The organism is Paenibacillus sp. IHB B 3415 (genome assembly GCF_000802655.2).
Classification (GTDB): Bacteria; Bacillota; Bacilli; order Paenibacillales; family Paenibacillaceae; genus Paenibacillus_AQ; species Paenibacillus_AQ phytohabitans.
The window spans coordinates 59,141-83,859 of the sequence record NZ_JUEI01000073.1; the positions used below are offsets into that span (position 1 = coordinate 59,141).

Below are 24,719 nucleotides of genomic sequence, written 5' to 3' on the forward strand. Positions count from 1 at the left end.
TGCAGGTGAATGCCACTTGACACCGGACCGATTTCCGTTTAAGGTTAGTTACATGAGTAATTAACCAATTAGGTGGTGAAGCGGTGGGTATCCAGATGGATGACAACCGGCCGATTTTCGTGCAGATTGCGGAGCTGATTGAGAATGACATCATCGATGGAACCGTGCCTGAGGAGACCCAGGTGCCTTCCACGAACCAGTTCGCAGCCTTTTACAGCATCAATCCGGCAACGGCGGCCAAAGGTGTGAATCTGCTCGTAGAGCAGGGAATCTTGTATAAAAAGCGGGGGATCGGAATGTTTGTTACAGCGGGAGCACGCTCCGAATTGACGAATAAGCGCAGACAGCAGTTCTATGAGCAATATGTGGTGGCAATGATCCGCGAGGCCGCGAAGCTGGGCATTACAACGGAGCAATTGTCTGAAATGATCCGTAAGGGGGATGAGAACCGATGATGGTTACGGGGAAGAAGCATGAAGCAGCGGCAGCTCCATCCGGCGCAAAGCTCGATTTAAGCCATGTAAGCAAGGTTTTCCGCGGAGGCCAGGGCGTTCATGATATCTCGCTGAGCCTGGAGCCGGAGATGATTCATGGACTGATCGGAGCCAACGGCAGCGGCAAAAGCACCCTGCTCTCCCTCATTGCCGGCCAGAGGTTCGCAGACAGCGGACTGATCACGTATGGCGGCGATCACGTGAATGAGCATGCACCGGCACTGAGTCAGATCTGTCTGGTCAAGACCTATGAACGCTCCTGGGAGAACTACTCATTGAAGGAAATCTTCAAGTTCGCCTCGATCTTCTACCCCCATTGGGATGAGCAGCTGGCCAGAGAGCTGATGGACAAATTCCAGCTAAAGGGCAGCAAGAATTACCAGCAGCTGTCGCGCGGCGGCCAATCCATGGCAGGGATCATTAAGGGGCTGGCGAGCCGTGCTCCGCTGACGCTGCTGGATGAGCCGGTAATCGGCCTGGATGCCTCGATGCGCGAAATCTTTTACCGGACCCTGCTTGAGGATTACAGCAATTATCCCCGCACCTTTGTAGTGACTACACATCTGATCGAAGAGGCGGAGAACCTGTTTGAACGGATGGTTTATATCAAAAGCGGACGTATCGCCTTCCAAGGTCCTGTAGAGGATTTTGCCGCAAACGCCGTCTATGCTTCCGGGCCCGCTACCGTGCTGGAGAAGCTGCTGGGGGATGTGCGGGTACTGCACAGTGAACGCCTGGGGGGCAAGCTGCTGCTTGCGCTTGAGGATCTCTCCGGCCCCGCCGAACGCAGAATGCTCCAGGATCAGGGCATTGAGCTGTCACCGGTTCCGCTGCAGAAGCTGTTCGTATATCTGACGCTGCGCGATGCAGAGAATTCGCTAGGAGGCGGAAACCGATGAGCTACCGGAGTTTAATGAAGTTTCACCTGAAGGATTACCGCAGAGGCGCCTTGATTCTGCTAAGTATATTCGTTTGTGTGGACACCGCCCTGGTACTGTTGATGAAATTTCTGCCCGCCTGGGATATGGGAACGGCGGACAATATCTTCAGCGTTAACCGGAATATTATGACTATCTTCATGATCGTCAGCATGATCGTTACGGTGGCCATTACCTTTCCGCTGATGAGCAGCTTCAGTGTGACCCGCCGGAACTTCTACGTCAGCTCGCTGCTGGCCCTGCTGGCCTTCTGTATAACGGCTGCGCTGGCGGAGACTGCCGTGTATCTGATCAGCCGGGCTGTTCTTCCTTTGATCGGACTCCCGGTTGATGTGGACCGGCCGCTCCTGCTCTCTGCGTACGTGTTCATGCTGACCCTGCTCGATGTCTCGGTAGCCACCTTCCTGATCGGCGCCTGTTATTACAGATTCAAAGTAATCACCGGAACCCTGCTGGCTATCGTGTATTTCGGAGCTGTCGCCCTCATTTCCCAAATGTTCCCTTCGATGGAGTACATGGAGAATTTCGCATCCTACCCGGCAGAATCCGGAATGCTAGAGCCTGGAACCACTCTCCTCCTGTGGGGGATCATCGCCCTGTGCGCGGGGGCCGGGTGGCTGGTATACCGCCGGACTGACATCCGGATGTAGCCGTCTTTCTGAAGAGCAAAAAACGCCCGGCTGCACATCAGCGGACGTTTTTTTGCATTCTTTTATAGAGATACGCAGACTGGTCTTCCGCACCTAATCCGCATTCACCGCTTCATCCTCGAACTCCCCGATGCTGTCATTGGAGCCGATAACCACCATAATATCCCCCTGATGCACATGGTCATGCGCCGTCGGGGCAACGATGATGCCGTCCTCACGGTTCAGGGCGATGATGCTGCAGCCGTATTTGGCGCGCGTGTTCAGCTCGGAGAGGCTTTTGCCGTCCATACAGGCAGGCACCGTCAGTTCAACAACCTTGTAATCCTTGGAGATCTCAATATAGTCCAGTAAGTTTGGTGTCACCAGCTGGTGGGCCACACGGATTCCCATATCACGCTCCGGAAAAATCACCCGGTCCACGCCCAGCTTCGACAATGCGCGCCCATGCAGTATCGAGATCGCCTTGCCGACCACCTGCTTGACGCCGAGCTCCTTGAGCAGAATTGCGGCCAGTATACTCCGCTCCATATTATCGCCGATCGCCACAATCCCGCAGTCGAAATTGCGCACTCCAAGAGAGCGCATAATCCCTTCATCCGTAGCATCCGCCATCACCGCATGGGTCAGCCGGCCGGTCATTTCCTCCACCCGCTCCTCCTGATGATCGATCCCAAGCACCTCATAGCCCATGGACATCAGCTCTAGCGCCAGACTTGAACCGAAGCGGCCCAGGCCGATTACAACAAACTGTTGTGCTTTCATGTCTCTATTTCCCCTTATCCAATTATCATTTTGCCTTCCGGATACTTATACAAAGGTTTACCCTGTTTCGGACCCAGTGCATAGGCCAGCGTCAGAAGTCCAAGCCGTCCGGCGAACATCGTCAGGCAGATCAGGATTTTGCCGACCTGTGTCAGCTCCGGCGTCAGTCCCAGACTTAGTCCCACATTGGCGAAGGCCGAGGTCGTCTCGAACAGAATCATCAGAAAAGGCAGACCCTCCGTAGTCGACAGCATCATCGATACCGCAACGATCAGCAGCAGAGCCAGCAGCGTAATGGTCAAGGCCTTGAATACGCGCTCCTGGGCCAGCCGGTAACGGAAGAGTACGATGTCCTCCCGGCCGCGCAGCATGGAGATTACTGCTCCGATCATCAGCGTGAAGGTCGTCGTCTTGATGCCGCCGCCGGTTGAACCCGGGGAAGCGCCGATAAACATCAGAATGACGATGAAAAACTGTGTCGCCTGGCGCAATCCTGTGATATCCAGCGTATTGGCTCCGGCTGTACGCGGTGCAACGGACTGGAACAGGGATGCCCAGATTTTGGTTCCGGGGTTCATAGGTCCCAGTGTCCGTGCATTGGTGAACTCGAAGATGAAGATCACTGCCATCCCTGTCAGAATAAGTCCGAAGGTCATCGACAGCACTACCTTACTGTGCAGCGACAGCCGGCGTTTCCGCCGGTACTCGGCCAGATCGGACATCACGATGAAGCCAATCCCGCCGGAAACGATCAGAAACATGACCACAAGATTGATCACCGGATCACCCGCGTACTCTGTTAAGCTGTTGTAATAGCCACCAAACAGATCAAATCCCGCGTTATTAAACATTGAGACTGCATGAAACAAGCCATAATATACAGCCTGGCCCAGCGGCATATCAAACGCCCAGCGGACCGACAAAAGGACTGCACCGGCAGCTTCAATCACCAAGGAATAGATCAATACCTTACGGATCAGCCGGACAATCCCCTCCATCGAGCTCTGATTCATCGCTTCCTGAAGAATCAGCCGGTCACGCAGTGAAATTCTGCGTTTGAATACTAACGCAAACAGCGTTGCCATAGTCATGAATCCGAGTCCACCGATCTGGATCAGCACCAGAATGACGGCCTGTCCGAATCCGGTGAGGTGGGTTCCGGTATCCACAACGGCAAGTCCGGTCACACAAGCGGCAGAGGTCGCAGTAAACAGCGCATCCATGAAATGAAGCGGCTCCCCGGCTACACTTGATACCGGAAGCATGAGCAGTAAAGTGCCTATCATAATTACTGCGGCGAACCCAAGCACCAGGATTTGCGGAGGAGCAAGCTTCAGAAATCTGAAGCCCGTTATCTTGGGAAACGGTGAAACCAAACTCCTCATCCTTTCAGGTTCCTTATTTGGAAGTTAAGAATTGTACAATATCAAATAAACATACAAAATTATATACGTTATTGCCTAACTTCACAAAGAATCATTTTCAAAATAAGCCGGAGTACAAATAAAGAACAATCTGCAAATAAACAAGCATAAGCTTGGACCTCTCCACGTAAAAGGATAATACGGCAATTTTTTGTAACTGCCGGGCAAGTAATATTATAATGGAATGTACAAGAGTATTTCATTTCAAGGAGGCGTTTCATGAATCCCGTCGGCCAGCCCCTACAGCAGCGGCCCCTTACCACCAAACTTATCCTTGCTGGAATTCTCGGACTTATTGTGTTTGTCATGTTCCAGGTCGCCCCCCAGCTCTTCCAGGGCTCCGGTGAGGACACAGCAATTATCAGCAAAAGCGAAGTACGGGGCAAAGCCGCCGCATTCGCAGCACAGCAGCTAGGCCACGAAGCTGGAGTGAAGGATGAATGGACTATCCTCTATAAGACAGACTCCTCTTTCTACGGCTATATGTCCCGGGAGAAGCTGCTTGAGGATTACACCAAGAACAAGCTGGACCAGCGGTACCCGTTCGATGTCTACCATGCTACGCTTTATACTTCCGGTGAAGCGGATGCCCTGCTCTCCGTGGATATCAATATGTATACCGGTGAAGTAGTCGCCTTTGCCCGCGGAGCCGAGGCCGATGCCGCAGGACTCGATTACGGGGAAAGGCCGGCCAAGGTTGTAACGAGCCCTGCCGGTACTGCAATAACTGCAAGCAGTGAAGCGGGTCTTACCCTTGAGCAAAAAGAAAAGCTGGCCCGCCCGTGGCTGCAGCTATGGGGTGCTAATCCGGCGAAGCTCCAGATAGAGACGGGCAGCGATGAGTACGGGCTTGTCTACACGGAGAGCTCGGTTAAGGTCGGAGATGCGCTGCTGCATTATAACTTTAACTTCTCCGGTGAGCAGGTCACCTATTTCCGCGCCGGATTCACTGCCCCGGCCTGGCATGATAGCTATGTTGAAGACCAGACCGCTCTTGCCAAGAAGCTCACCTTGTTCGGCTATGGTCTGCCTACACTGCTTCTGGGTATTCTTGCGCTGATCTACAGCATTCTGCGCCGGGGTCACACGTCCTGGAGGCGCGGGCTCTTCCTTAGCTCCGCCCACTTCCTGATTATGATGGTCAGCAGCTACAATGTGCTTCCCGAATCAGGCGGTGACAGTGCCGAAGCGCGGATTACCGCTGTAGTGATGTTCATCATCTATGTTCTGTACAGCCTGCTAATGTCCTCACTGCTCTACTTCTCACTGGTTGGAGGCGACGGCCTGTGGCGCGCAGAAGAGAAGCTTAACCCCTGGCCCCGTGCCAAAGAGCCCGGTTACGGCCAGTATGTACTGGACAGTATCCGCGCCGGATATGTATGGGCATTCGTCCTGCTCGGCGTACAGACCATCATGTTCATTATTCTGTCGTTCGCCTTGGATAACTGGTCCACCACGGACGCCAGCCAGTCTCCCTACAATATGAAATACGCCTGGCTGCTCCCGATTGTCGCCTGGCTTGCCGGTCTCTCTGAAGAGGCTGTCTACCGGTTGTTCGGCATCCGGATGCTCAAGAAGCTCGTGAAGAATACCTTCATCGCTGCACTGATCACTACGCTGATCTGGGCGCTCGGGCATACCCTCTATCCGATCTATCCGGTCAGTTCACGGCCGATTGAGCTAACCGTAATCGGTTTGCTGTTCAGCTATATTTTCCTGCGCTACGGCTTCATCGCTGTGATGTTCAGCCATGTGGTGTTTGACAGCATCCTGATGGGGGCCACGCTGATCTTCATGCAGGATAAGGTGAACATCGGCGCCGGTATTGTCACGATCATCCTGCCGTTCATCGTCGGCTACATCGTGTACCGCTTCAATCCTCCGCGGGGGCCGGAGCAAGCGGAGCCGGTCCAGCCTCTGACTTAGACATAGACGGAACCGTATCGATCCGCCCTGCATATCCAAAGGGGGCTGTCCCAAAAGCCATGAATGGCTGCTTGGGACAGCTCTTTATTTTGTAGTAGCATCAACGTGGGCACTTGGGTGGACGCTCCGCGAACGGACCGTTGCTCCAATTGCTGTTGTCCCCAGATTTTATTGATTCTCCTTAGCGGTGAAAATCCGGGGACAAAGGCGGCCGCTGCCGCTTTTCCGCGGGTCGTTCCGGGACGCTCCGCGAACGGACCGTTGCTCCAATTGCTGTTGTCCCCAGATTTTATTGATTCTCCTTAGCGGTGAAAATCCGGGGACAAAGGCGGCCGCTGCCGCTTTTCCGCGGGTCGTTCCGTCCTCTCCGCTGTTTAAGGGGGATACGAAACACTTTTTTCAACAAACACAAAAAAGAAATTGCCTGTTTGGTAAAATGGAGGTACCACCCAACCATTTCAAAAGGAGCGATTTCTTTGTACATTCAATAGTCCATGGACCAACTTTGCTTGCCAATGGATCTGGAAGAAGATATCCCGGAAAATCACCTCGTTCGTGTCATGGATGCAGCCGTCAACCGGCTGAACGACACCCTCTTTGACGCTGCCTATTCCCGGTGGCGGCCGCGACAGCTCCCCTCCTGAAAGGCTCACCATAGCGATCATCTACGCCAATCCCCAGCGCACTTATTCGTCCCGCCCAATCGTTTACAGTGACCCGATTACGGTATGCGGTATGCGGTGCTTAATTGCACTTCGTACAACTAAATCGTCTGATTAATAACCGATTCTCCGTTTAGTTGTATTTCGTACAATTAAATGGCCATTTGAACCTTAATTTTCACCATTCAGGCAGATTTAGTTGTACAGACTACAGTTATAAGAGGCAAGCCTGCCTTTTCGCAGTTTTTAATTGCACATTATACAACTATTAGTGAATTCCCACTTGGAACTGAATACATCAATTGCTGCATTGTTGGATGAACTCGGCGAGTCCTCCAAATCAGTGGTGAGAAACTTGAACTTGCGACGCGGGAGCTCGAAGAACGACTGCTGCAGAAGTCCAAAGATAAACCGCTGGGAGCCCGAAATAGGTGTCTCAAATAGAAGAAATTCTACTTATGGGACAACCCCTTCTGCTCATAATCCGGTAGGCACACCGTTTCTAGGCCTCGTCCTGCACAGATTGATACGGACGGCAGGGAAACCGGAGCCGGATCAGCGTCCCTTCACCAAGCGAGCTGTGAATGGCTACGCCATACTGCTTGCCGTACTGCAGCTGAATCCGCTGGTCCACATTGCGGATGCCATAGCCGATTCCCTGGCCCGCAGGCTCCAGAATCTGCCCGATCAGCTCTTCCTTCATCCCCAGCCCGTTATCCTCCACCTCGAGGATCATATCCGCTCCTTCCCGGTAAGCCCGGATGATCAGCGAAATCTCATCATCGTACCAGGCATGCTCCAGCGCATTCTCCACAAACGGCTGCAGAATAAACTTCACGCTCTCGCTCTCCAGAACCTCCGGTGCAATATCATAAGCCACCTGGATACGGTCCACATTCTTAATCCGCTGAATATCCAGGTAAGACTCGGCAATCTGCAGTTCCTGCTCCACCGGAATAATCATCTCCCCGCGGTGCAGCGTCAGCCGGTAGAACCTGGCCAGCGAACGGATGACCTCATGCAGCTTATCGATCTCCCCCAGCTTGGCCATCCGGCTGATCGAAGAGAAGGTGTTATACAGGAAATGCGGATTCATCTGGGAATGCAGCACCTGCAGCTCGGTCTCTTTCTTCTCCAGGCTGACGACATAGACCTCGTCGATTAACCGCTGTATAGTTGAAGCCATGTCGTTAAAAGCACTGCCGATTTCCGCAAACTCATCATTGCCCTGCACCGGCATCCGTTTGTGGAAATCCCCTTCCTTAAAAGACTTCAGGGAAGCGATCAGCTTCTGGAAGCTCCGTGCGAAATACTGGGACATCACCAGACTGATCAGAAAGAGCAGGATCAGAGTGATCAGACAGATGCCGATGGTCACATTACGGACCTGCTGTGAATTCTTCTGCAGTGAAGAATACGGAATCCAGGCCACTACGCTGGCGGGCATATTCGTAACCGGCTGTTTAATTTGCATATAGGAATCAGGCTGCTGAATATAGCCTGAAGCCGCTGAGGGCAGCAAATCCGGTTTAACCTTGTTCCGGGAGCTTATGAAGAGCAGGCGGTTGTCGTTATCCACGATGAACAGGATGCTGTCCTCGCCCAGTTGCCCTGAGCCGGCATCAGAGAAGATATACTTCATATTCGCCGTCATTTTGATCAGGCCGTTCAGCTGCAGTGTATCGTAATTGATCAAGGGACGCAGGTAGGAGATGCTCGCGTCCGTCCTGTCATTGCCCACCTGCCGCCATTCATAGGAGCCGTAATGCAGCTTCAGCCCTCTATACCAGTCTTCATTCTCAATACGGTCCATGTGAAATAGGGAATACTTACGGACATCGCCCGCTGCACTCTCGTTGTAATAGAATTCTCCGACATTAGGGTTGCTGACATACACGGACAGCTTAACCTCCGGGTCCGGCAGATTCGCAGCATTCTCCAGCCTCGGAAGAATATACTGCGACATGATGCTATATTTCTCCCAGCCGGAATGATAACCTGTCAAATAACGCGAGAGGGTCTGATCCGCGTACAGCTCGTCGGTGCTGCGGACCACATCCTTCAGCCGGTAATCGACGTTGCTGGCAATTTGCCTGACAGCCACCTCCAGATTGCTTCTGGTGTGCTCCTCAGTGGAACGCACGGAGGAGACATAGGCGTAGCTTCCGATGCCGATAACCGGTGTCAGCACCAGCAGCAGATAGGAAATAAGCAGCTTGTAGCCCAAGGGCATGTATACGGGTTTCGCACGCTTCCTCTGCATGCCGGATCAGCTCTGCTTTCTGTAATCGGCTGCGGTAATATTGAAATATTCACGAAATTGCCTGCTGAAATAAGCGATATTCTTGTAGCCCACCTTATCAGCGACTTCGTAGATTTTGTATTGATGCTGATCGAGCAGGAGAATCGCCTTCTCCATCCGGAGCCGCACAAGGTATTCATTGAAGCTCTCGCCTGTGTGCTCCTTGAACAGGACCCCGAGATGGTTCGGTGAATAGGCGAAATGGCTGGCCACCAGCCGTAAGGTAAGATTCTCCGTCAGCCGCTCCTGAATATAGGCCTCAATTTGCTCCATCAGCCGGCGGTTCTTATGCTGCTTCTTCATGAACAGGATCTCGGAAATCTGGAACAGCGTATACCGTAGCCAGCGCTTAATATCATCCACCGTCTCCAGATGATGAATGGCGTCCATTTGCTGCAGACTCTCATAGGTTTCGTTCAGCGTGCCCAGATAGGCTTCAAGCCGGGTGACGATATGAATGGAGAAATGATAGACCTTCACCGGATGCTCAAACAGGGCCGCCATCTCGAACAGCTCATCGATGCAGTCGCAAATATCAGCCAGCCTGTAGCCTGCCATAGCTCCGAACATCCCCTCCAATACAACGCTCAGCTCTTTAATATCCTGGGTCATTCCCGGCTTGTTCATTACGGGGGGAATCACCCTGTTCTTGCCGAGGAACATTTTACCGTTCATATATGCCTTGGCCTGGGAAAAAGATGAGGTCAGCGCTTCCAGAGCAAACACCTCAGCTCCATAACTCATAGTAATAGTGTAAGCAGTGTGCCCGCGAACCTTCAGCACCAGCTGCTGAAGCCACTCCTCCAGCTCCAGGCGCTGCCCGGTATACACGAAACCAAGCTGTGAACGGTTCAGCCGGCACCATTTCCCGGCACCGGCGGATTCGATCTCTGTCCCAATGTATTGGAACAGCCGGTCCAGACCGGCATAGACCTCCTCCGGGTGCTCCTGCACCCGCCGGAGGACATCATCTGCCTCAATCAGCACCGCGGAGGCGCTGGAGAAGGCCAGATCCAGCGGATACCGGGCCAGGAAGGCCCCCAGTGTCGCACCGTCAATACTGCCTTCCAGCAGGTGCTGCAGCACATCATTTTTGATGAAATCAAAGGACGCCATCACGCCGCCGTCTTCCGGACCTTTGCTCCGCTCAAGATTCAGTTCAGCCGTAGCGGTACGCAGCACGCCGATGAGCTCCTCATCATCAACCGGTTTCAGAATATAGGCATGCGCCTTCAAATCAAGCGCCTGCTTCGCATAGTGAAATTCCTGGTATCCGCTGATGAACACGATCTTCAGCCCCGGATTCAGCTCCAGCGCCAGGCGGGACAGCTCCATGCCGGAAACCACAGGCATCCTGATGTCCGTAATCAGCAGGTCAATCTCATGATTCTCGAGGTATTGAAGAGCGGCAAGCGGATTGCTCTCGCTGCAGACCACTTCAATGGCAAGCTCACTCCAGGGAATCAGGCAGCGCAGACCCTCCAAGTCATAATTTTCATCGTCCACCAAGACGGCTCTGTACATCGCAATCAGCACTCCTTCATGCGGAAAAGAGGGTACGTATCGTATCCCTCTTCTTTCCAAACGTTTAGTATTGCAGGGAATAGGCCTTGATCTTCTTAAGATTGTCCCGCCATACTCCGGTTTTCCAGGCGAGCAGCCTGTCATATCCCAAACCCGCTGCTTCCCTGTCTGCTTCCTCCATCAGCTGCCTGACCTCTTCCCCGCTTGCCGCAAAAATCATCCGGGGGATTACCTGCGCATACTGGTCTTTCAGTCTTTGTAGAATAATTCCCTCTTCGGAGGCAGGCGCCGGATCGAGATTGGAGAATTCGGTGATGTTCATCGCCGTCCTGAACGTTACCTTCGCTTGCCCGAGTGTTGTCCAGTCCCGGGCTTCCGCAGGCAGCAGCTTCTCGCGTCTGGCTTTGGCTGAATCAATATATGAGGTATTACCGTACCAGTTGAATTCCCCGATCTTCAGATCATCATACTGCTTCAAATTACGGCCAATATAGGAATCATTTGGAACCGGAATTCCATCCTCCACTTTATCATAAAACATTCCCTGCGGCCCGAAGAAAATAATGCGCTGTCCCTCCGGGCTCGTCGCCCAGTTCATATAGGAGAAAATGGCCTCCGGATCTCTGGCCCGGGTTGTAATCACATTGACATTCCAGCCCAGCGTATTGTATCCGGAAGGGTACACCTTATCTGGATCAACGCCTGCCCGGTGCACCGGCCAGATGATATCGTATCCGTCTTGCGGATCTTTGGCCGAGAGCTGATTATCCGCCTCGCGGCCGATCCCTTCCACGATGGCGTCATACGCGCCGAATATAGCGATCCGGCCGGTTTTGAGCTTCTCAAGCACCTGATCCCGGGTTTCGGTTAATAGATCCGGAGACGTCAGCCCTTGGCGGACCAGCCGGTTAGCCAGCAGCAGCGTCTCCAGAAATGCCGGATCCCGGTACACAGAAGTCAATCGGGAGCCGGCGGGCACACCGAAGATTTGTCCTGAACCTGGAGAGATGAAGCTTGGTGTCCGGTTATCCGCCGCACCGCTGTACAGCATGCCGATCATCTGTATATCCGCTTCGTCCCGGGTCTCCCCGAAGTCAATCGGGACGAGTTCAGGATACTTTTGCTGCACCCGCTTCAGATAAGCCTCCAGATCATCCCATGTCTCCAGCTTAGGGGAGCCAAGCGCCCGGTAGATCTTCTTCTCAACCAGGAAACCGGCGTTACCGCTGCCGTTGCTGCCGTTAATATACCAGTTCGGAATCTGGTACAGCTTGCCGTCTTCACTGCGCAGCATGTTCAATGTATCCTCGCCTATGGTCTGGACAAATTCAGGATATTCCACCAAATAAGGGTCGAGTGCCACCAGCTTGCCTGCTTTTTGCAGCCGTTCCACATCCTTGCCCCGGTCCATGACCAGCACATCGGGAAGCTGATCCGAGACAATCATCGCGTTCAGCTTCTGGGCGGCAGCCCCGCTGGATTGTACCGGAGTGAGCGTAACCTTCAGATTATCGGAGATCCACCGGCTATGCGGCCTGCCCTCCCAGGTCGGCGCCGTATACCAGTCATAGTTCACAAAGACGGTGAACTGGACCGGCTTCACCTTGGCAGCCAATGCTGAAAGGGCGGTGGCCGGATGATCCGCAGGCAACGTATTGCCGGGATCACCGGAACTGCCGGAATTGCTGCGATTAGCGCTATCAGCATTACCAGTCCTGTCAGTGGTATTGGCGTTACCGGCGCTACCGGCATTGACAGTTCGGCTTGAGTTCAGTGCGTTAGGGCCGTCCTCCGCAGTGGCCTCCTGCGTTTGGAGGTGTTTTAGTTTATCGCCGTTTGAGCAGGCAGCAAGACCACCCAGAACCAGCATAACTAACAGCAATTGCAGCAATTCGCCTCCCTTTATCCTATTGCAGGCAGCCCGCTTCTGCCTCTCCTGCAAGAACCGCAATAACATTGACCTATGCATAATCCTCACCATTTCTTTACGTTGATGCCTCTATTCTATCGCCAATGCCGCCCTGATTAATAGACCGACATTTCCCATAAAGAATAGCCGTACTGTGTGCCCCGCTCCGTACCGTTCACCTTCACATACCGCGCGCTGACCGGGGTGAAGCTGATATCGTCCAGTTCCCCGTCTCCGGTTGCCGCCGAATATGCCGTTGTCCAGTCCGTGCCATCTTCCGAAGTCTCAATGGTATAGGATTTGGCATACGCTCCCTCCCAGTTCAGCAGGACGCGGCTGACCGTCTGAGCAGAGCCGAGGTCAACCTGAATCCACTGCGGATCACTGAAGGCCGATTCCCAGCGGGTGCCAGGATCCCCATCTACTGCTCCTGCAGCGGGCTGTTTCGGATTCTCCGAAGCGGTAACCGCCTTATTCAAGGCGAGATTCACGGAAGGTGTTCCGCCGGTAATTACCTGCTGCACGGAAGCATCATTGTATCCAGCTGCAGTTACCGTAACCGCGTAAGTCTTCGCAGTTGGGAACAGCGCGGTGTTCAGCGTAATCTTACCGGCTGTCACGGTATAATCCGCTGCCGCCGCTGTAGTTCCATCCACCTTCACCGCACTGATTGCGCCTCTCCAGGCTGCATTATCCGTGAATGTCAGCTCAAGCAGCTGGCCGGCTGCATTCTGCGTTGTATCGGCTGCAAGGGCAGGCGGAGTAAGCGGCGTCACGGTGTCCCCGCTGCCGTACACTTCCAGTTCCCATAAAGAATACCCGTACTGCGTGCCGCGCTCCGTCCCGTTTACCTTCACATAACGAGCGCTGACCGGGTTAAAGCTGACATCGTCGAGGGTCCCGTCTTCAGTTGTGGTGGAATACGCTGACGTCCAGTTCGTACCATCTGCTGAAGTCTCGATCGTATACGATTTGGCATATGCTTCCTCCCAGTTCAGCAGGACACGGCTGACCGTCTGAGCAGAGCCGAGATCAACCTGAATCCACTGCGGATCACTGAAGGCCGATTCCCAGCGGGTACCCTGATCTCCGTCCACTGCACCCGCAGCCGGCTGTCTCGGATTCTCCGAGGCCGTAACCGCCTTGTTCAGGGCCAAATTCGCAGAGGTTGCTCCGCCAGTGACCACTTGCTGCACTGAAGCATCGTTATAGCCCGTTGCAGACACCGTAATCGTGTAGGTCTTCGCCGCAGGGAACAGCGCGGTGTTCAGCGTGATTTTACCGGCTGCCACGGTATAATTCGCTGCCGCCGCTGAGGTTCCATCCACCTTCACCGCACTGACCGCGCTTCTCCAGGCCGCATTATCCGTGAATGTCAGCTCAATCGGCTGGCCGGCTGCATTCTGCGTTGTATCCGCTGTCAGAGCAGGAGGAGTGAGCAGTGTCCCCGAATTCACCTTCGTCGGGTCAACCTTCACCAGCTTCTTGGCTTCAACTACAGCTGAGCCCGTAATTCCTCCCGCGTTGCGGAACGTAACGGTAATTGCCGCATTCGTCGGATTCCAGACCAGTGCACTATATGCCGATCCTTTCTTATACACAGTTGCACTATACCCGTTCGCTGCCCAAATGTCTTTGGTGCGTGATCCAAGAGTTGCCATGTTATGCACGAACCAGTACGTGTTGAACAATTCATTCTGCTGCGGAAGTGCCGGATTCCATTTATTCAGTACAGCCTGCGGATCGCTCAGCGCCTGAATCGGCCAGACAATATGGTACCAGTCCGTTTCCGGCCCGCCGTTATCGGCTACGAAGCCGCTGTATAATCCGGCAGCCTTAGCTGTGTCGAACCCGTAGCTGGTTAAATATTCTGCCGTAGGCAGCCAGTGAATCCCATAGACATACACCGGATTGCCGTTGAAAAAGGTTCCGAAGAAGTTCGAGCTTCCGTAAATCTGCCCGACAGATTTATGCGTATAGCCCGGCAGCCAGTTGTCCTGGTCGTAGTTGAACCAGTACTGCTGCACTGCTCTAAGCTCCGTCGTGAAGCCCATAATGGAAGCATCCCGGAATGCTGTGTTGCCGGTCAGTGTGCTCCACATATACTGGCCTACCCAGCCGAACAGTGATTCCCCTGCCGCTTCCTGGTTATTGCCGCTGTCATTGTCGGCATAACCGCCGGCCCATGAATGTCCTTCATACGGGTCGAAGTTGCGGAAGTACGGATATTTCGGATCGGTCTTCGACGGATTGGCATAGTCGCGGATCAGCTCATCAACCATCCCGCTGAATTTGTTCCTGAAGTCGGTATCGTAAGTGGCCAGTACAGCGGAAGCAAAGACATAATAGCCATACGTGAAATGATGGTCTGTAATGCCGGAGTTCGCGCCGAACTCGCTGTTCTTATAGATCAGGGTTCCCCAGTCGGAGTTGTAGTCAAAATAGTAGTTAGCTTCTCCCGAAGTGTACGTATACCAGTCTGTAAGCACCGTCTTCATCCGGGAGAGGAACAGATTCTTGTAGCTCTCGCTGCCGATTTGATCGGCGATCAGCACACCCATTGCCAGCGGATGCAGCTTCTTGCCCTGCCAGTACGCATCGGCCTGCATCAGATTGGTGGCGGTGTCCGTATCAAGCAGCGCCAAATAATTAAGCAGATCCTGACGGGAGTAGCCGGAATCGCCGGGCTCGGTGAACTGCGGCACAATGCCGTAGAATTTATCGGCAGTGGCAAAGGAATTGCCCTCCGTAACCTTCATCGTTCCGCGGATCGACGGGAAGGAGACAGCAGTCAGCGGCGTAGTAGTAACCTTCCACTGGTGGGGAAGCTGCGCCATCAGCGTTGTATTCGGGAAGCCTGAACGTTTGAGTTCTGTAGTCGCATTGAAGGTGGTAGTGACATCCGATGTGGTCTCGTTGAACGTATAAGCTACCTTCGTATCGGTCACGAATGCATATCCGTGCTGGTAGAAGTAATTCAGATTTGCGGGTGCCGGAAGAGCCGACAAGCTCAGGTAGTTCTGGCCTCCGCCCAGCTGGATTTTGAGCTTGGCGCCGACTTTCTTGAAGGTTGTGCCAGCCGGTGCATACAGCCCATAGTTTCGGGTAACCATTACGGGCGTTGGCGCGCCATTGGAATTCGTGACCGCAATGCCGATATGGTCTCCAGTAACCGTGGCGCCGTCAGCCGCCAGAATCGTATTATTGCTGTCATCGAAGAAGCGGGCCGTTGCCGGCAGATAGACTTCAGGACTGGCCGGATCGCTGAATTGTGAATAGAGATAAGGCGAGCCTTTGACGAAGGTCGTCTTCATCTTCTCAGCAGTGCCATCGCTTAACACGGCAGTTGCTGACCAGTCGCCGTAAGCGGTTATCCGGTTCGACATCCCTGAAGTATTAATGTTGCTGGCCATCAGGAACAGATCCGGGCTTCCCCCGGCTTCCTGCGCCTTACCATCGGCACTTAAGTAGCCTGCACCCGGGTTCAGAACGCTTAGTCCCTGCTTGGTATATTTCGATTTGAGCGGAAGGGTAATAATACCGTTGCCAAGCTGATTGATCATGATCGACTGCCACCAGTCATTGGAAGGCAGCGGCGCAGTCAGTGCATCAGATTTATACAGCGGATATTTGGGCTGTGGAACCGAGAGGTCATCGGCGGCATAGCTGCCTTGACCTACGGCCACTGTTGTCAGCGCCGGCAGTGCAGGAATGTTATAGACCGGCTTGGCATCACCTGTCACATAATCATACGCCTGGAATTCAAAGATCGAGTAACCGAAGGAGGTCGCTCTGCTGATGCCGTTCATCCGCAGATACCGGCCGGTGGCGTAGATTGGAAGATTAAGTGTGCCTCCGTCGCCGTGAAGCTCCCGGTAGATTGTAGTCCATGAACTGCCGTTATTTGAAACCTGGATATCATAGGTCCGGCCGGCGGCAGCCTCCCAATTGAGGATGACCCGGCCAAGCGTCCGTACGCTGCCAAGGTCTACGCTAAGCCATTCATTATCGGTAGCGTTGGAGGACCAGCGTGTAGCCCCGTTGCCGTCCACTGCCAGTGTCGGCAATGTGGAGCCAGCAGGGAGATAGTCAGCCACCTGATAAGACGATGCCGTCGCCGGCTTGTTCAAGGCCACGTTCGGCCCCAGCACTACCGGAGGAGGATTAACCCCGCCCGTGCCGTAAACCTCGAACTCAAAGAGGGAAATGCCGTATTGCGTCAGGCTCCGCACGGTTGCCAATACCCGCACATAACGGCCGGTGCCGCTGAGCGTGAGATCATCCACGCCGCCATCTCCCGTAGTTGTGGAATAGACATCACTCCAGTTCAATTCGTCCGCGGATACCTGAATTTTGTAGGACTTGGCGTACGCCCCTTCCCAGCGCAGGACAACGCGGTCTACTGCGGCAGATGCCCCGAGATCAATATAAATCCAGTTCGGGTCGGTTCCCCACGCGCTGCTCCAGCGGGAACCCGTATTGCCGTCAACGGCCAGATCCGGGGTGTTATTGCCCTCCGTGCCCGACGCATAGGCAGGCCGGTCCTGGGAGAGCAGATAAGAGCCAGCGGCATGCGCCCGGCCGGGCGGAATGACCAATGCGACACTTAGCAGCATGATTATGCTCAGAAAAAAAGCGGTGCCGTTTATGCCTTTCTTGCGTTTTAACCTTTTGGAATATGTCATTACCCTTAATCCTCCTCATGTCTATTGGTATGCAGCCATCCAGCCCATAACAAAATCTTTCCCGGTGTGATCATTAGCCTCCTTTACCTTGGTTTAAGCAGTCTACATCTCCACATATATAAGCGCTTTCATAGATTCAAGATAAGCGTACCTTTTACCGAAACCGGTTGCAATTATACAAATCAACGATTTTATGCAGAAAGTAAGGATTAACTTATTTTCGCAGCAAAAGCCCGGTCCTTCATCATCTAACGGATAAAAATCGAGACTACTTCTGGGGCAGCCTCCGGCGAAATTAAGGGCCCTAATGCTCCTCGTTTCTTTCGGGGAAACACATTGTATTCGATTTTTCGCATACATTTGGCCCGGTCAGCTTCACAGAAGCATATTGTATTCGATTTTTCGCATACATTTAGCCCGGTCAGCTTCACGGAAGCGCATTGTATTCGGTTTTTCGCATACATTTGGCCCGGTTACCTTCACGGGAGCACATTGTATTCGATTTTTCGCATACATTTGGTCCTCCTTTGGCCCGTCTTCCGGGGGGCAGCGGGATTTTCTGACGAATAGCATAATTTCCTAAGTCACTAAAAAACCGGCCCCATGGGGCCGGGGGCCCGGCCTCTGTTTCGTTACCGTTTGAGCCTATTTATAATGACGGTTCCTCATCCTTGAGCGCATCCAGAATCTGCCGGGCCAGCTTCTCGCCAATAGACAGAACACGGAAATCTTCCACGGAAGCTTCCTTGATCTTCTTCAGTGAGCCGAAATGCTTCAGCAGTGACTTCCGGCGCTTCTCCCCGATTCCCGGCACCGAATCCAGCTTCGAGGTGACCATGGATTTGCCGCGCTGTTCGCGGTGGAACGTAATTGCGAACCGGTGAACCTCATCCTGAATCCGCTGCAGGAGATAGAATTCCTGGCTGTCCCGGGCCAGCGACACCGGTTCGGCGGAATCCCCGACCAGCAGCTGCGCCGTTCTGTGCTTATCATCCTTGACGATACCGCAGACCGGAATGAACAGACCCAGCTCATTCTGCAGAATATCGATGGCCGAGGAGATCTGGCCTTTGCCTCCATCGACCACGATCAGGTCAGGCTGCGGCAGATTCTCCTTGAGCACCCGTTCATACCGGCGGCGGATGACCTCACGCATTGTCTCATAATCATCCGGCCCCTGCACAGTGCGGACCTTATATTTACGGTACTCTTTGCGGGCCGGCTTTCCGTCAATGAACACAACCATCGCCGAGACCGGATTCGTTCCCTGGATATTCGAGTTATCGAAAGCTTCAATCCGGTTAAGCGAAGCAAGTCCCAGACTCTGCCCCAGACTGCTCGCCGCACCGGAGGTGCGCTCCTCATCCCGCTCAATCAGGCGGAACTTCTCATCCAGCGCCACCCGGCTATTCTGGCAGGCCATGCCGACCATCTGCTTCTTGAGCCCGCGCTGCGGCACAAGTACCTTAATGCCTAGCCATTCCTGCAGGGCTGCCGCCCCTCCGGCCGCATCCACGGTTCCTTCAGCAGCCGCTTCCTGTTCCGCCGGATTCTGCGGCTCCGCTGCAACCTCCGCCCTATCCTCCGCTTCCAGCGCCGCCTGCATTTCCTTACTGCCCAGCATGCCTGCAGCAGTCTGCAAGCCCGTTACCGCAGCACCTGTACCGGTCTCTGGCGTTAGCGCTTTGACGGCTCCGTCACTCAGCATATCCGGCAGCAGGATCTCCTGCGGCAATGCCGGGTTATCGCTGTAATACTGCGTAACATAGGACATGAAATCACTGTACGCTTCCCCGTAGAACGGAAAAGCCGACGAGTGGCGCTGAATCATTTTACCCTGCCGCATATACAGGATTTGCACACACATCCAGCCCTTATCGACTGCATAGCCGAAGACGTCCCGGTCCTTGGTATCAACCGTGTTGATCTTCTGCTTCTCCATTAAGGCATCGATATGGATGATCTGGTCCCGCAGCTCCTTGGCCCGCTCGAAATACAACTCTTCTGCGGCTTCCTGCATCTTCTTCTGCAGATCCTTCTTCACCGCATCATGCCCCCCGTTCAGGAAGGACGAGATACTCTGCGTAATCTCCTCGTAAGCGGACTTCGGCACTTCCTTCTCGCAGGGAGCCAGACACTGGCCCATGTGATAATACAGGCAGACTTCCTTCGGCATCACCCCGCACTTGCGCAGCGGATACATCCGGTCCAGCAGCTTCTTGGTCTGCTGGGCCGCATAGCTATTCGGATACGGACCGAAATATTTAGCTTTATCTTTCAGCACCCGCCGCGTAACCTCAAGGCGCGGATGCGTTTCATTCGTTATTTTTAAATACGGAAAAGTCTTATCATCCTTCAGCAGCACGTTGTAACGCGGCATATGCTTCTTGATCAGATTGCACTCCAGAATGAGTGCTTCCATATTGCTCGATGTGACGATATATTCGAAATCAACAATATTGGCGACAAGCCGCTGCGTCTTGCCGTTGTGGCTGCCGGTGAAATAAGAGCGCACGCGGTTCTTCAGCACTTTGGCCTTGCCCACATAAATAATCGTACCCTCATCATTCTTCATCAGATAGCAGCCGGGCAGATCAGGCAGCAGCGCCAGTTTGTTGCGGATATTATCCATATAATCCATGAGTTCTCCCCCACCTGTTACTACACTGTTATAAGGTAAGTTTAGAATAGAATGTACTACAGATTCAAGCCTTATTATAGAACACCCGTTTCTATTTGACACACAAAGCGGGCCCCCCGGATACAGCGGATTTAATCTCTTATTGATGTTTAGCTACGATATTCTTAAGGGAATCCTTGGAGTTCAGTCCTACGACTTTGTCCACGGGTTGGCCGTCTTTGAAGAAGATCAGAGTAGGGATACTCATCACTCCAAAACGGGAAGCCGTCTCAGGATTCTCATCTACATTCAATTTAGCAATTTTTACGCCGTCTCCCAGCTCGGTGGACAATTCCTCCAGAATAGGGGCAAGCATTTTGCAAGGGCCGCACCAAGGTGCCCAGAAGTCTACTACTACAGTACCTTGACCTTCCACTTCATTAACGAAGGATTGGTCAGACACGTTCACGATAGCCATGATATTGTTCCTCCTCAAAGTTTTGTGAGCATCCGCTTCCTGAAACAGTATTGTTCAAAATACTTGGAAGCCTAAGCTTAGCTGTACGAAATAAGATCCGCTTCTATAGCCTGAGCCAAGGCGGCGAAAATTACTCCGAGAATATAGCGGGATAAAATGCTTCATGTAATATGATAACCAGATTACCATTTAGCGACACATCCACAGTATAACATAATTACAATGCATTTAATATATGTTTTATAAAATTATATTGTATAAAATCAAATTCCCCTGATTCGCGCGCCGATCTTATCTTTACATCTTCCCGGCAAGTTCGTATACTTGAAGAAAGCGCATTAATTGTCAATGACTTCTCTCACATGTATAACTGTAACCCACTTTGTGCAGTCATGCAACAGCAAGGAGGAAGAAGCGATGGATGTCAACGCGCAAGTCCGTGACCCGCGGGAGCATGTCAACGAAGAGCCCCGTAATGACCTTGGCGACCTAATGGCCGGTTTTTTTGGAATGACAGGATTTATGACCGTAGTTTTCTTCGGGATGGTTATCATCAAGTTCATTATGTCCGAATAAGGCTGCAGGCAGCAGAGCGACAGCTAAGTTTACGCAAAAGCTAAACGCATACGGAGAACTCATACCAAACAGCGGCGGGGCCAGGGACTTCAATGTCCGGGTCCGCGGGGCCAGGGACTTCAATGTCCGGGTCCCGCCGCTGTTTGTGTGCGGGCAGAGCAGCTCTTATTTCTGCTGAAAATCCTTTTTCGGCGAGCGGCACTGATTTGAATGGTTGAGTAACGCAAAATCCTGCACCAAATACAACATTTTCTTCGCTTAAGCGGCCCAAATCGAAAATTGTTGTATGAAAGGCAACATTCCACTCCCTCCAAGCAGTTAAGCGCGACAATTGCTGTATTTCGTACAACATTCCTCATGGACACCCCATTTCTTATGAACCCAAGTTGCAATACATACAACATTCACGCAACAGAAGCAACAAAAGACGGACCACTCATAAACTCCGCAGCCAGCTAAGCTGCGGGATTATAAATGATCCGTCCAGTTATCATATCATGCAGCGGAATTTATCTTACCGTACCCCGCTGATTGTCCCCATGGAGCGGAATGACATCCACAAACGGGGCGATCCGGTCCATCAGCCGCTGGCCTTTGTAGACCTCTTCGCCATCCTTGCTGGTCATGCTTAGATGCTTCTCCAGCCCATCCAGCGGATAGTTCGAGGTGTAGAAGGTCGGCTTGCGGTTCATCCGGTAATTCAGGATCGCACCCAGCACATGGTCACGGGCCCAGGGATTCAGGTTCTCGGCACCGATATCGTCAAAAATGAGCAGATCGCAGTTTTTCATCGTATCTACCATTTCCTTAAGCTTCTGGTTGTCCATCATGATTAGCTTCAATTCTTCAATGAAGTCCGGCATGTACACAATTACGCCGCTGTGACCGGCAATTGCAAGCTCGTGAAGCAGATAGCACATCAGAAAGGTCTTGCCTGTCCCGAAGCTGCCCTGCAGGTAGATTCCCCGCGAAGTCAGGCCCTCTGCCCGCACAGTCGCAATGTAATCAAATATCCGGTTCACGGCACTGGCCCGCCGGGGGTCCTTGCCCATAATGTCCATCTCATCATATCCGCCGTTCAGCACCCGCTCATCCACATAGAAGCTGCGGATCCGCTTGCGGATGTTATCCTGGTTATCCTGCGCGATCTTCAGCTTGCAGGGTGTCTTGCGCTCATATAGATCCGGTATACCGTTAACAGTCTCCACTGTAAGCTTGCTGTAGTGTCCCTGGAAATCATTCGGACAGTTCTCAAGGCCCGGGCAGTTCTTGCAGTGGCGGTCCTCCTCGACATACTGGTAGAGCCGGCTTAAGTGCAGCCGCAGCCGTGACTCATCCAGCTCCGGATGATCAGCCTGAAGCTGCTTGACCAGGGGATTATTAAACAGTCCCTGCTCCAGATCACGGGAGCGCTGGCGCAGAGCGGAATTGTTCATCGAACGCAGCACTTCGCCCATAGACTCCATCGCCGCACCTCGCTTTCTTTAGGGCGTTCTCAGGACGCCCTTTTTCTTACTTGCCTTAATCTCGGCCGCTTTCTTCATCATCGCCGCGAATTCCTCATCCGATACGGTCCCGGCACTGCCGTCATCCAGCACAATCGGGATCTCCAGCTTGCCGGAACGTCCGGTGTTCTTCGTATATGAACGCTGGCGTGTCCCCGCCGCAGCCGTGCCGGCAGAGCCGGAAGCCGCTCCTTTGCCCTTCACCTTGGACTGGTCGCGGATATAACGTACAGCCTTCTCGTAAGTATTTACCTGCTTGACCAGCATGTTGGAGGCAATGGCCTCCACGAAATTGCGGTTCATCCGCTGGTCGCCGCCGGAGGCCACCATAGTCATCAAATAGTGAATCAGTACATTGATGACTTCACCGTTCAGCTTGTAGTTCAAGTCGATCTTCTCGAAGATATCCATCAGCTGGCCCGGAACAGCCCCGGGGAAAAACGTCTGCAGCAGACGTGTATAAGGTTCGTTGCGCAGCATCATATTATATTGGTGAATGTCGCATTTGGACATAAATTGCGGAGGCACTTCTACATAGAACTCCATTTCGACAGACTGCTCCACCGGCGCACCGGAAGGATCACTCTCATCAGCGGCAGCAGAGCGCAGCGATACCACCTTGGCAGCGGCGATCTCACGTTTCTCCTGGCGCTTCATATCCTGGCGGAAATGCTGGCTGGCCTTGTACTGCAGTGTATCCAGAATCACCTCGCCATCCGGCGTGAAGACATCGTCCTCGTCCAGCAGGCGGCATAGATCCTGCGGGCCAAGCTCGTACTTGCGGGCCACATAATTAATAACGCCCATCTGGTTATGATCGAAACGCAGCTTCTCCACATGCGCACGGTTGACCGACTCACGCGGGAAACGCAGAATGATGTCGCTGTAGCCGATATTCGGCTCGCCGCCATCAACCGTTCCCGGCTGACGCACGGTAGCTACCTCGGCCAGCGCCTGCTCCAGTTCGTAATCAATGACATGAGTATTCAGCTCAAAAATATCATAAAAGGGCAGCGAAATATTCTCTTTACCGACCGACCGCCGGCTCCATTCTTCCGGTTCCCGGTTCCAGAACTGCTCGCGCAGCGACAATACGGCAAATTTGCCGATCTTATCCCTGAGCAGCAGCGTTAAATGCTGGGTCGCAAAAAATTCCGACGGCGACAACGGCGGCATTAGTTCGTACTCGTACATATAATCATCGTTCTCCGCGGCATAAATCCGGCAGGTCTGCAGCAGCCCCACCGCTTCCAGCCGTGAAGCCTGGTCAACTAAATATTTGCGGCCCTTCTCATTAGGCTCCACGCCCAGGGTCATAAAGAGCCTGCGCTGCTGCTCCACACCGGAGTACCCGATGGATTCAGCCGGAATATGCTCGAACAGCAGTCTGTACAGGCTGATGGCAAAAGCGCCGACCATCGGCTGATAGACCGAACCGAGCATTCGTCCATCCACATGGCTTAGACCGAATTCGCGGGAAACGCAGTACCGATGATGTTCGGTGAAATGATGCAGGTTGCTCATACGCATCTGCGGAAAACCTCCCCCTCTTCTATACGAATTCATATAGATTTCTATTCTATCACAAAACACCCGGCCGGAAATGTAAAAAAAGGCCCAAAAAAGCTGCTTTTCCCCCTATTATCGACAGCTTTGTAACACTTGCTGATTCTAGCGGAAAAGATAAGAAAAAACGGCTTCCCCTTAGTTTTGAAGGAGATCAGCCGTTTGTTGTCTTGCCTGCTCTGCACATTTCTCAGAACATTTTGTATCCGCCGAGCCGCAGCTTCTGAATGGTCCAGCCGCTCAGTACAGCACCGGCAAGGCCGGCTATACCGGTCAGATAATCGACTACATGAAAGGTAGAGAGATGCTCCCATAACGACATGGAGCTCCGGTCCCAGATGGAGTAGACCACTACTGGAAGAATAACGATTACGAACAGGTATGCGGGAAACCAGGTAGTCTTCATTAACATGTTAAGGATAAAGCCAATGCCAAACATCATGACAAAGAACAAAACGGCCAGAACAAACACTGGAATAAATCCCATCGTACCGCCATCCCCTCTCTCTATAAAGAACCGCACACCAAACCTTATTTAATAGTAAGTTTACTAGAAAAAATGTAGCGAAGCAATGAACATTATCGTCCAGTGGTTTGCGATCAGCGCAAATGGCGGCTGCAGAGTTTGCTCTTGGCCGTTCGCATGCGATACAATGCAAATAGCAAATGGAAACGGCTGCAGCGTCTTCATAAGAACG

The 24,719-nt window shown here is 53.0% G+C and carries 18 protein-coding genes; 5 read left to right on the forward strand and 13 right to left on the reverse strand.

What is annotated here, in order from left to right; translation table 11 throughout:
• Positions 1-83: 83 nt before the first annotated feature.
• The 3 genes from QW71_RS27675 to QW71_RS27685 are packed head-to-tail and all read left to right on the forward strand — an operon-like array spanning position 84 to position 2,082.
• Entirely contained in the window at positions 84-455 is a 372-nt protein-coding gene (locus tag QW71_RS27675) for a GntR family transcriptional regulator (protein ID WP_152679870.1), read from the forward strand.
• Positions 452-1,393 carry an ABC transporter ATP-binding protein gene (locus QW71_RS27680; RefSeq protein ID WP_052770321.1) on the forward strand — a complete coding sequence of 314 codons (942 nt, stop codon included), beginning with the start codon at positions 452-454 and terminating at the stop codon, positions 1,391-1,393. The genes QW71_RS27675 and QW71_RS27680 overlap by 4 nt, the downstream gene beginning before the upstream one ends.
• Positions 1,390-2,082, forward strand: coding sequence for a hypothetical protein (locus QW71_RS27685; RefSeq protein WP_039306952.1), 693 nt, complete (start codon positions 1,390-1,392; stop codon positions 2,080-2,082). Before QW71_RS27680 ends, QW71_RS27685 begins: the two co-directional genes overlap by 4 nt.
• Positions 2,083-2,175: 93 nt before the next feature.
• On the opposite strand, the gene QW71_RS27690 is transcribed toward QW71_RS27685, so the two are convergent.
• Together QW71_RS27690 and QW71_RS27695 are read right to left on the reverse strand one after the other, a co-directional pair.
• Positions 2,176-2,844 (reverse strand): TrkA family potassium uptake protein, encoded by a 669-nt coding sequence (locus tag QW71_RS27690; protein WP_039306954.1) that lies wholly within the window; start codon positions 2,842-2,844, stop codon positions 2,176-2,178.
• 14 nt (positions 2,845-2,858) lie between these two features.
• Positions 2,859-4,229, reverse strand: a complete 1,371-nt coding sequence (locus QW71_RS27695; RefSeq protein WP_047014017.1) for a TrkH family potassium uptake protein — start codon at positions 4,227-4,229, stop codon at positions 2,859-2,861.
• A 258-nt stretch (positions 4,230-4,487) separates the two neighbouring features.
• Here QW71_RS27695 and QW71_RS27700 point away from each other — a divergent pair, with 258 nt between their 5' ends.
• Positions 4,488-6,194, forward strand: coding sequence for a CPBP family intramembrane glutamic endopeptidase (locus QW71_RS27700; RefSeq protein WP_039306958.1), 1,707 nt, complete (start codon positions 4,488-4,490; stop codon positions 6,192-6,194).
• A 458-nt stretch (positions 6,195-6,652) separates the two neighbouring features.
• On the opposite strand, the gene QW71_RS40645 is transcribed toward QW71_RS27700, so the two are convergent.
• The 7 genes from QW71_RS40645 to trxA form a co-directional block, all read right to left on the reverse strand.
• Complete coding sequence (locus QW71_RS40645) at positions 6,653-6,859, reverse strand: hypothetical protein (RefSeq protein WP_039306960.1); 207 nt, start codon at positions 6,857-6,859, stop codon at positions 6,653-6,655.
• Positions 6,860-7,358: 499 nt separating this feature from the next.
• The gene (locus QW71_RS27710) at positions 7,359-9,119 is read right to left on the reverse strand and encodes a sensor histidine kinase (protein WP_039306962.1); all 1,761 of its coding nucleotides are present in this window, start codon (positions 9,117-9,119) and stop codon (positions 7,359-7,361) included.
• A 6-nt stretch (positions 9,120-9,125) separates the two neighbouring features.
• Positions 9,126-10,682, reverse strand: a complete 1,557-nt coding sequence (locus QW71_RS27715; protein ID WP_039306965.1) for a helix-turn-helix domain-containing protein — start codon at positions 10,680-10,682, stop codon at positions 9,126-9,128.
• A 64-nt stretch (positions 10,683-10,746) separates the two neighbouring features.
• Positions 10,747-12,573 (reverse strand): extracellular solute-binding protein, encoded by a 1,827-nt coding sequence (locus QW71_RS27720; protein WP_052770324.1) that lies wholly within the window; start codon positions 12,571-12,573, stop codon positions 10,747-10,749.
• A gap of 134 nt (positions 12,574-12,707) precedes the next feature.
• Positions 12,708-17,276, reverse strand: a complete 4,569-nt coding sequence (locus tag QW71_RS27725) for a discoidin domain-containing protein (protein ID WP_047014018.1) — start codon at positions 17,274-17,276, stop codon at positions 12,708-12,710.
• Positions 17,277-17,925: 649 nt separating this feature from the next.
• Positions 17,926-19,917 carry an excinuclease ABC subunit UvrC gene (gene uvrC / locus QW71_RS27730; RefSeq protein WP_039306968.1) on the reverse strand — a complete coding sequence of 664 codons (1,992 nt, stop codon included), beginning with the start codon at positions 19,915-19,917 and terminating at the stop codon, positions 17,926-17,928.
• Between the two features lie 139 nt (positions 19,918-20,056).
• Positions 20,057-20,374, reverse strand: a complete 318-nt coding sequence (trxA, locus tag QW71_RS27735; protein ID WP_039306971.1) for a thioredoxin — start codon at positions 20,372-20,374, stop codon at positions 20,057-20,059.
• Positions 20,375-20,791: 417 nt separating this feature from the next.
• Between trxA and QW71_RS40100 the strand changes: the two genes are divergently transcribed.
• Positions 20,792-20,950 (forward strand): YqzM family protein, encoded by a 159-nt coding sequence (locus QW71_RS40100; RefSeq protein WP_144026185.1) that lies wholly within the window; start codon positions 20,792-20,794, stop codon positions 20,948-20,950.
• 40 nt (positions 20,951-20,990) lie between these two features.
• Here the strand turns inward: QW71_RS40100 and QW71_RS27740 are convergent, their stop codons facing one another.
• The 4 genes from QW71_RS27740 to QW71_RS27755 form a co-directional block, all read right to left on the reverse strand.
• A complete protein-coding gene (locus QW71_RS27740) occupies positions 20,991-21,302 on the reverse strand; it encodes a hypothetical protein (RefSeq protein ID WP_039306974.1) in 312 nt (103 codons plus the stop codon).
• Positions 21,303-21,459: 157 nt separating this feature from the next.
• Entirely contained in the window at positions 21,460-22,416 is a 957-nt protein-coding gene (gene dnaI, locus QW71_RS27745; RefSeq protein WP_039306977.1) for a primosomal protein DnaI, read from the reverse strand.
• A gap of 18 nt (positions 22,417-22,434) precedes the next feature.
• Positions 22,435-23,985, reverse strand: a complete 1,551-nt coding sequence (locus QW71_RS27750; protein ID WP_039306980.1) for a helicase DnaB — start codon at positions 23,983-23,985, stop codon at positions 22,435-22,437.
• Between the two features lie 226 nt (positions 23,986-24,211).
• On the reverse strand, positions 24,212-24,508 hold the full coding sequence (locus tag QW71_RS27755) for a YuiB family protein (protein ID WP_039306983.1): 297 nt from the start codon (positions 24,506-24,508) through the stop codon (positions 24,212-24,214).
• Between the last annotated feature and the right edge of the window lie 211 nt (positions 24,509-24,719).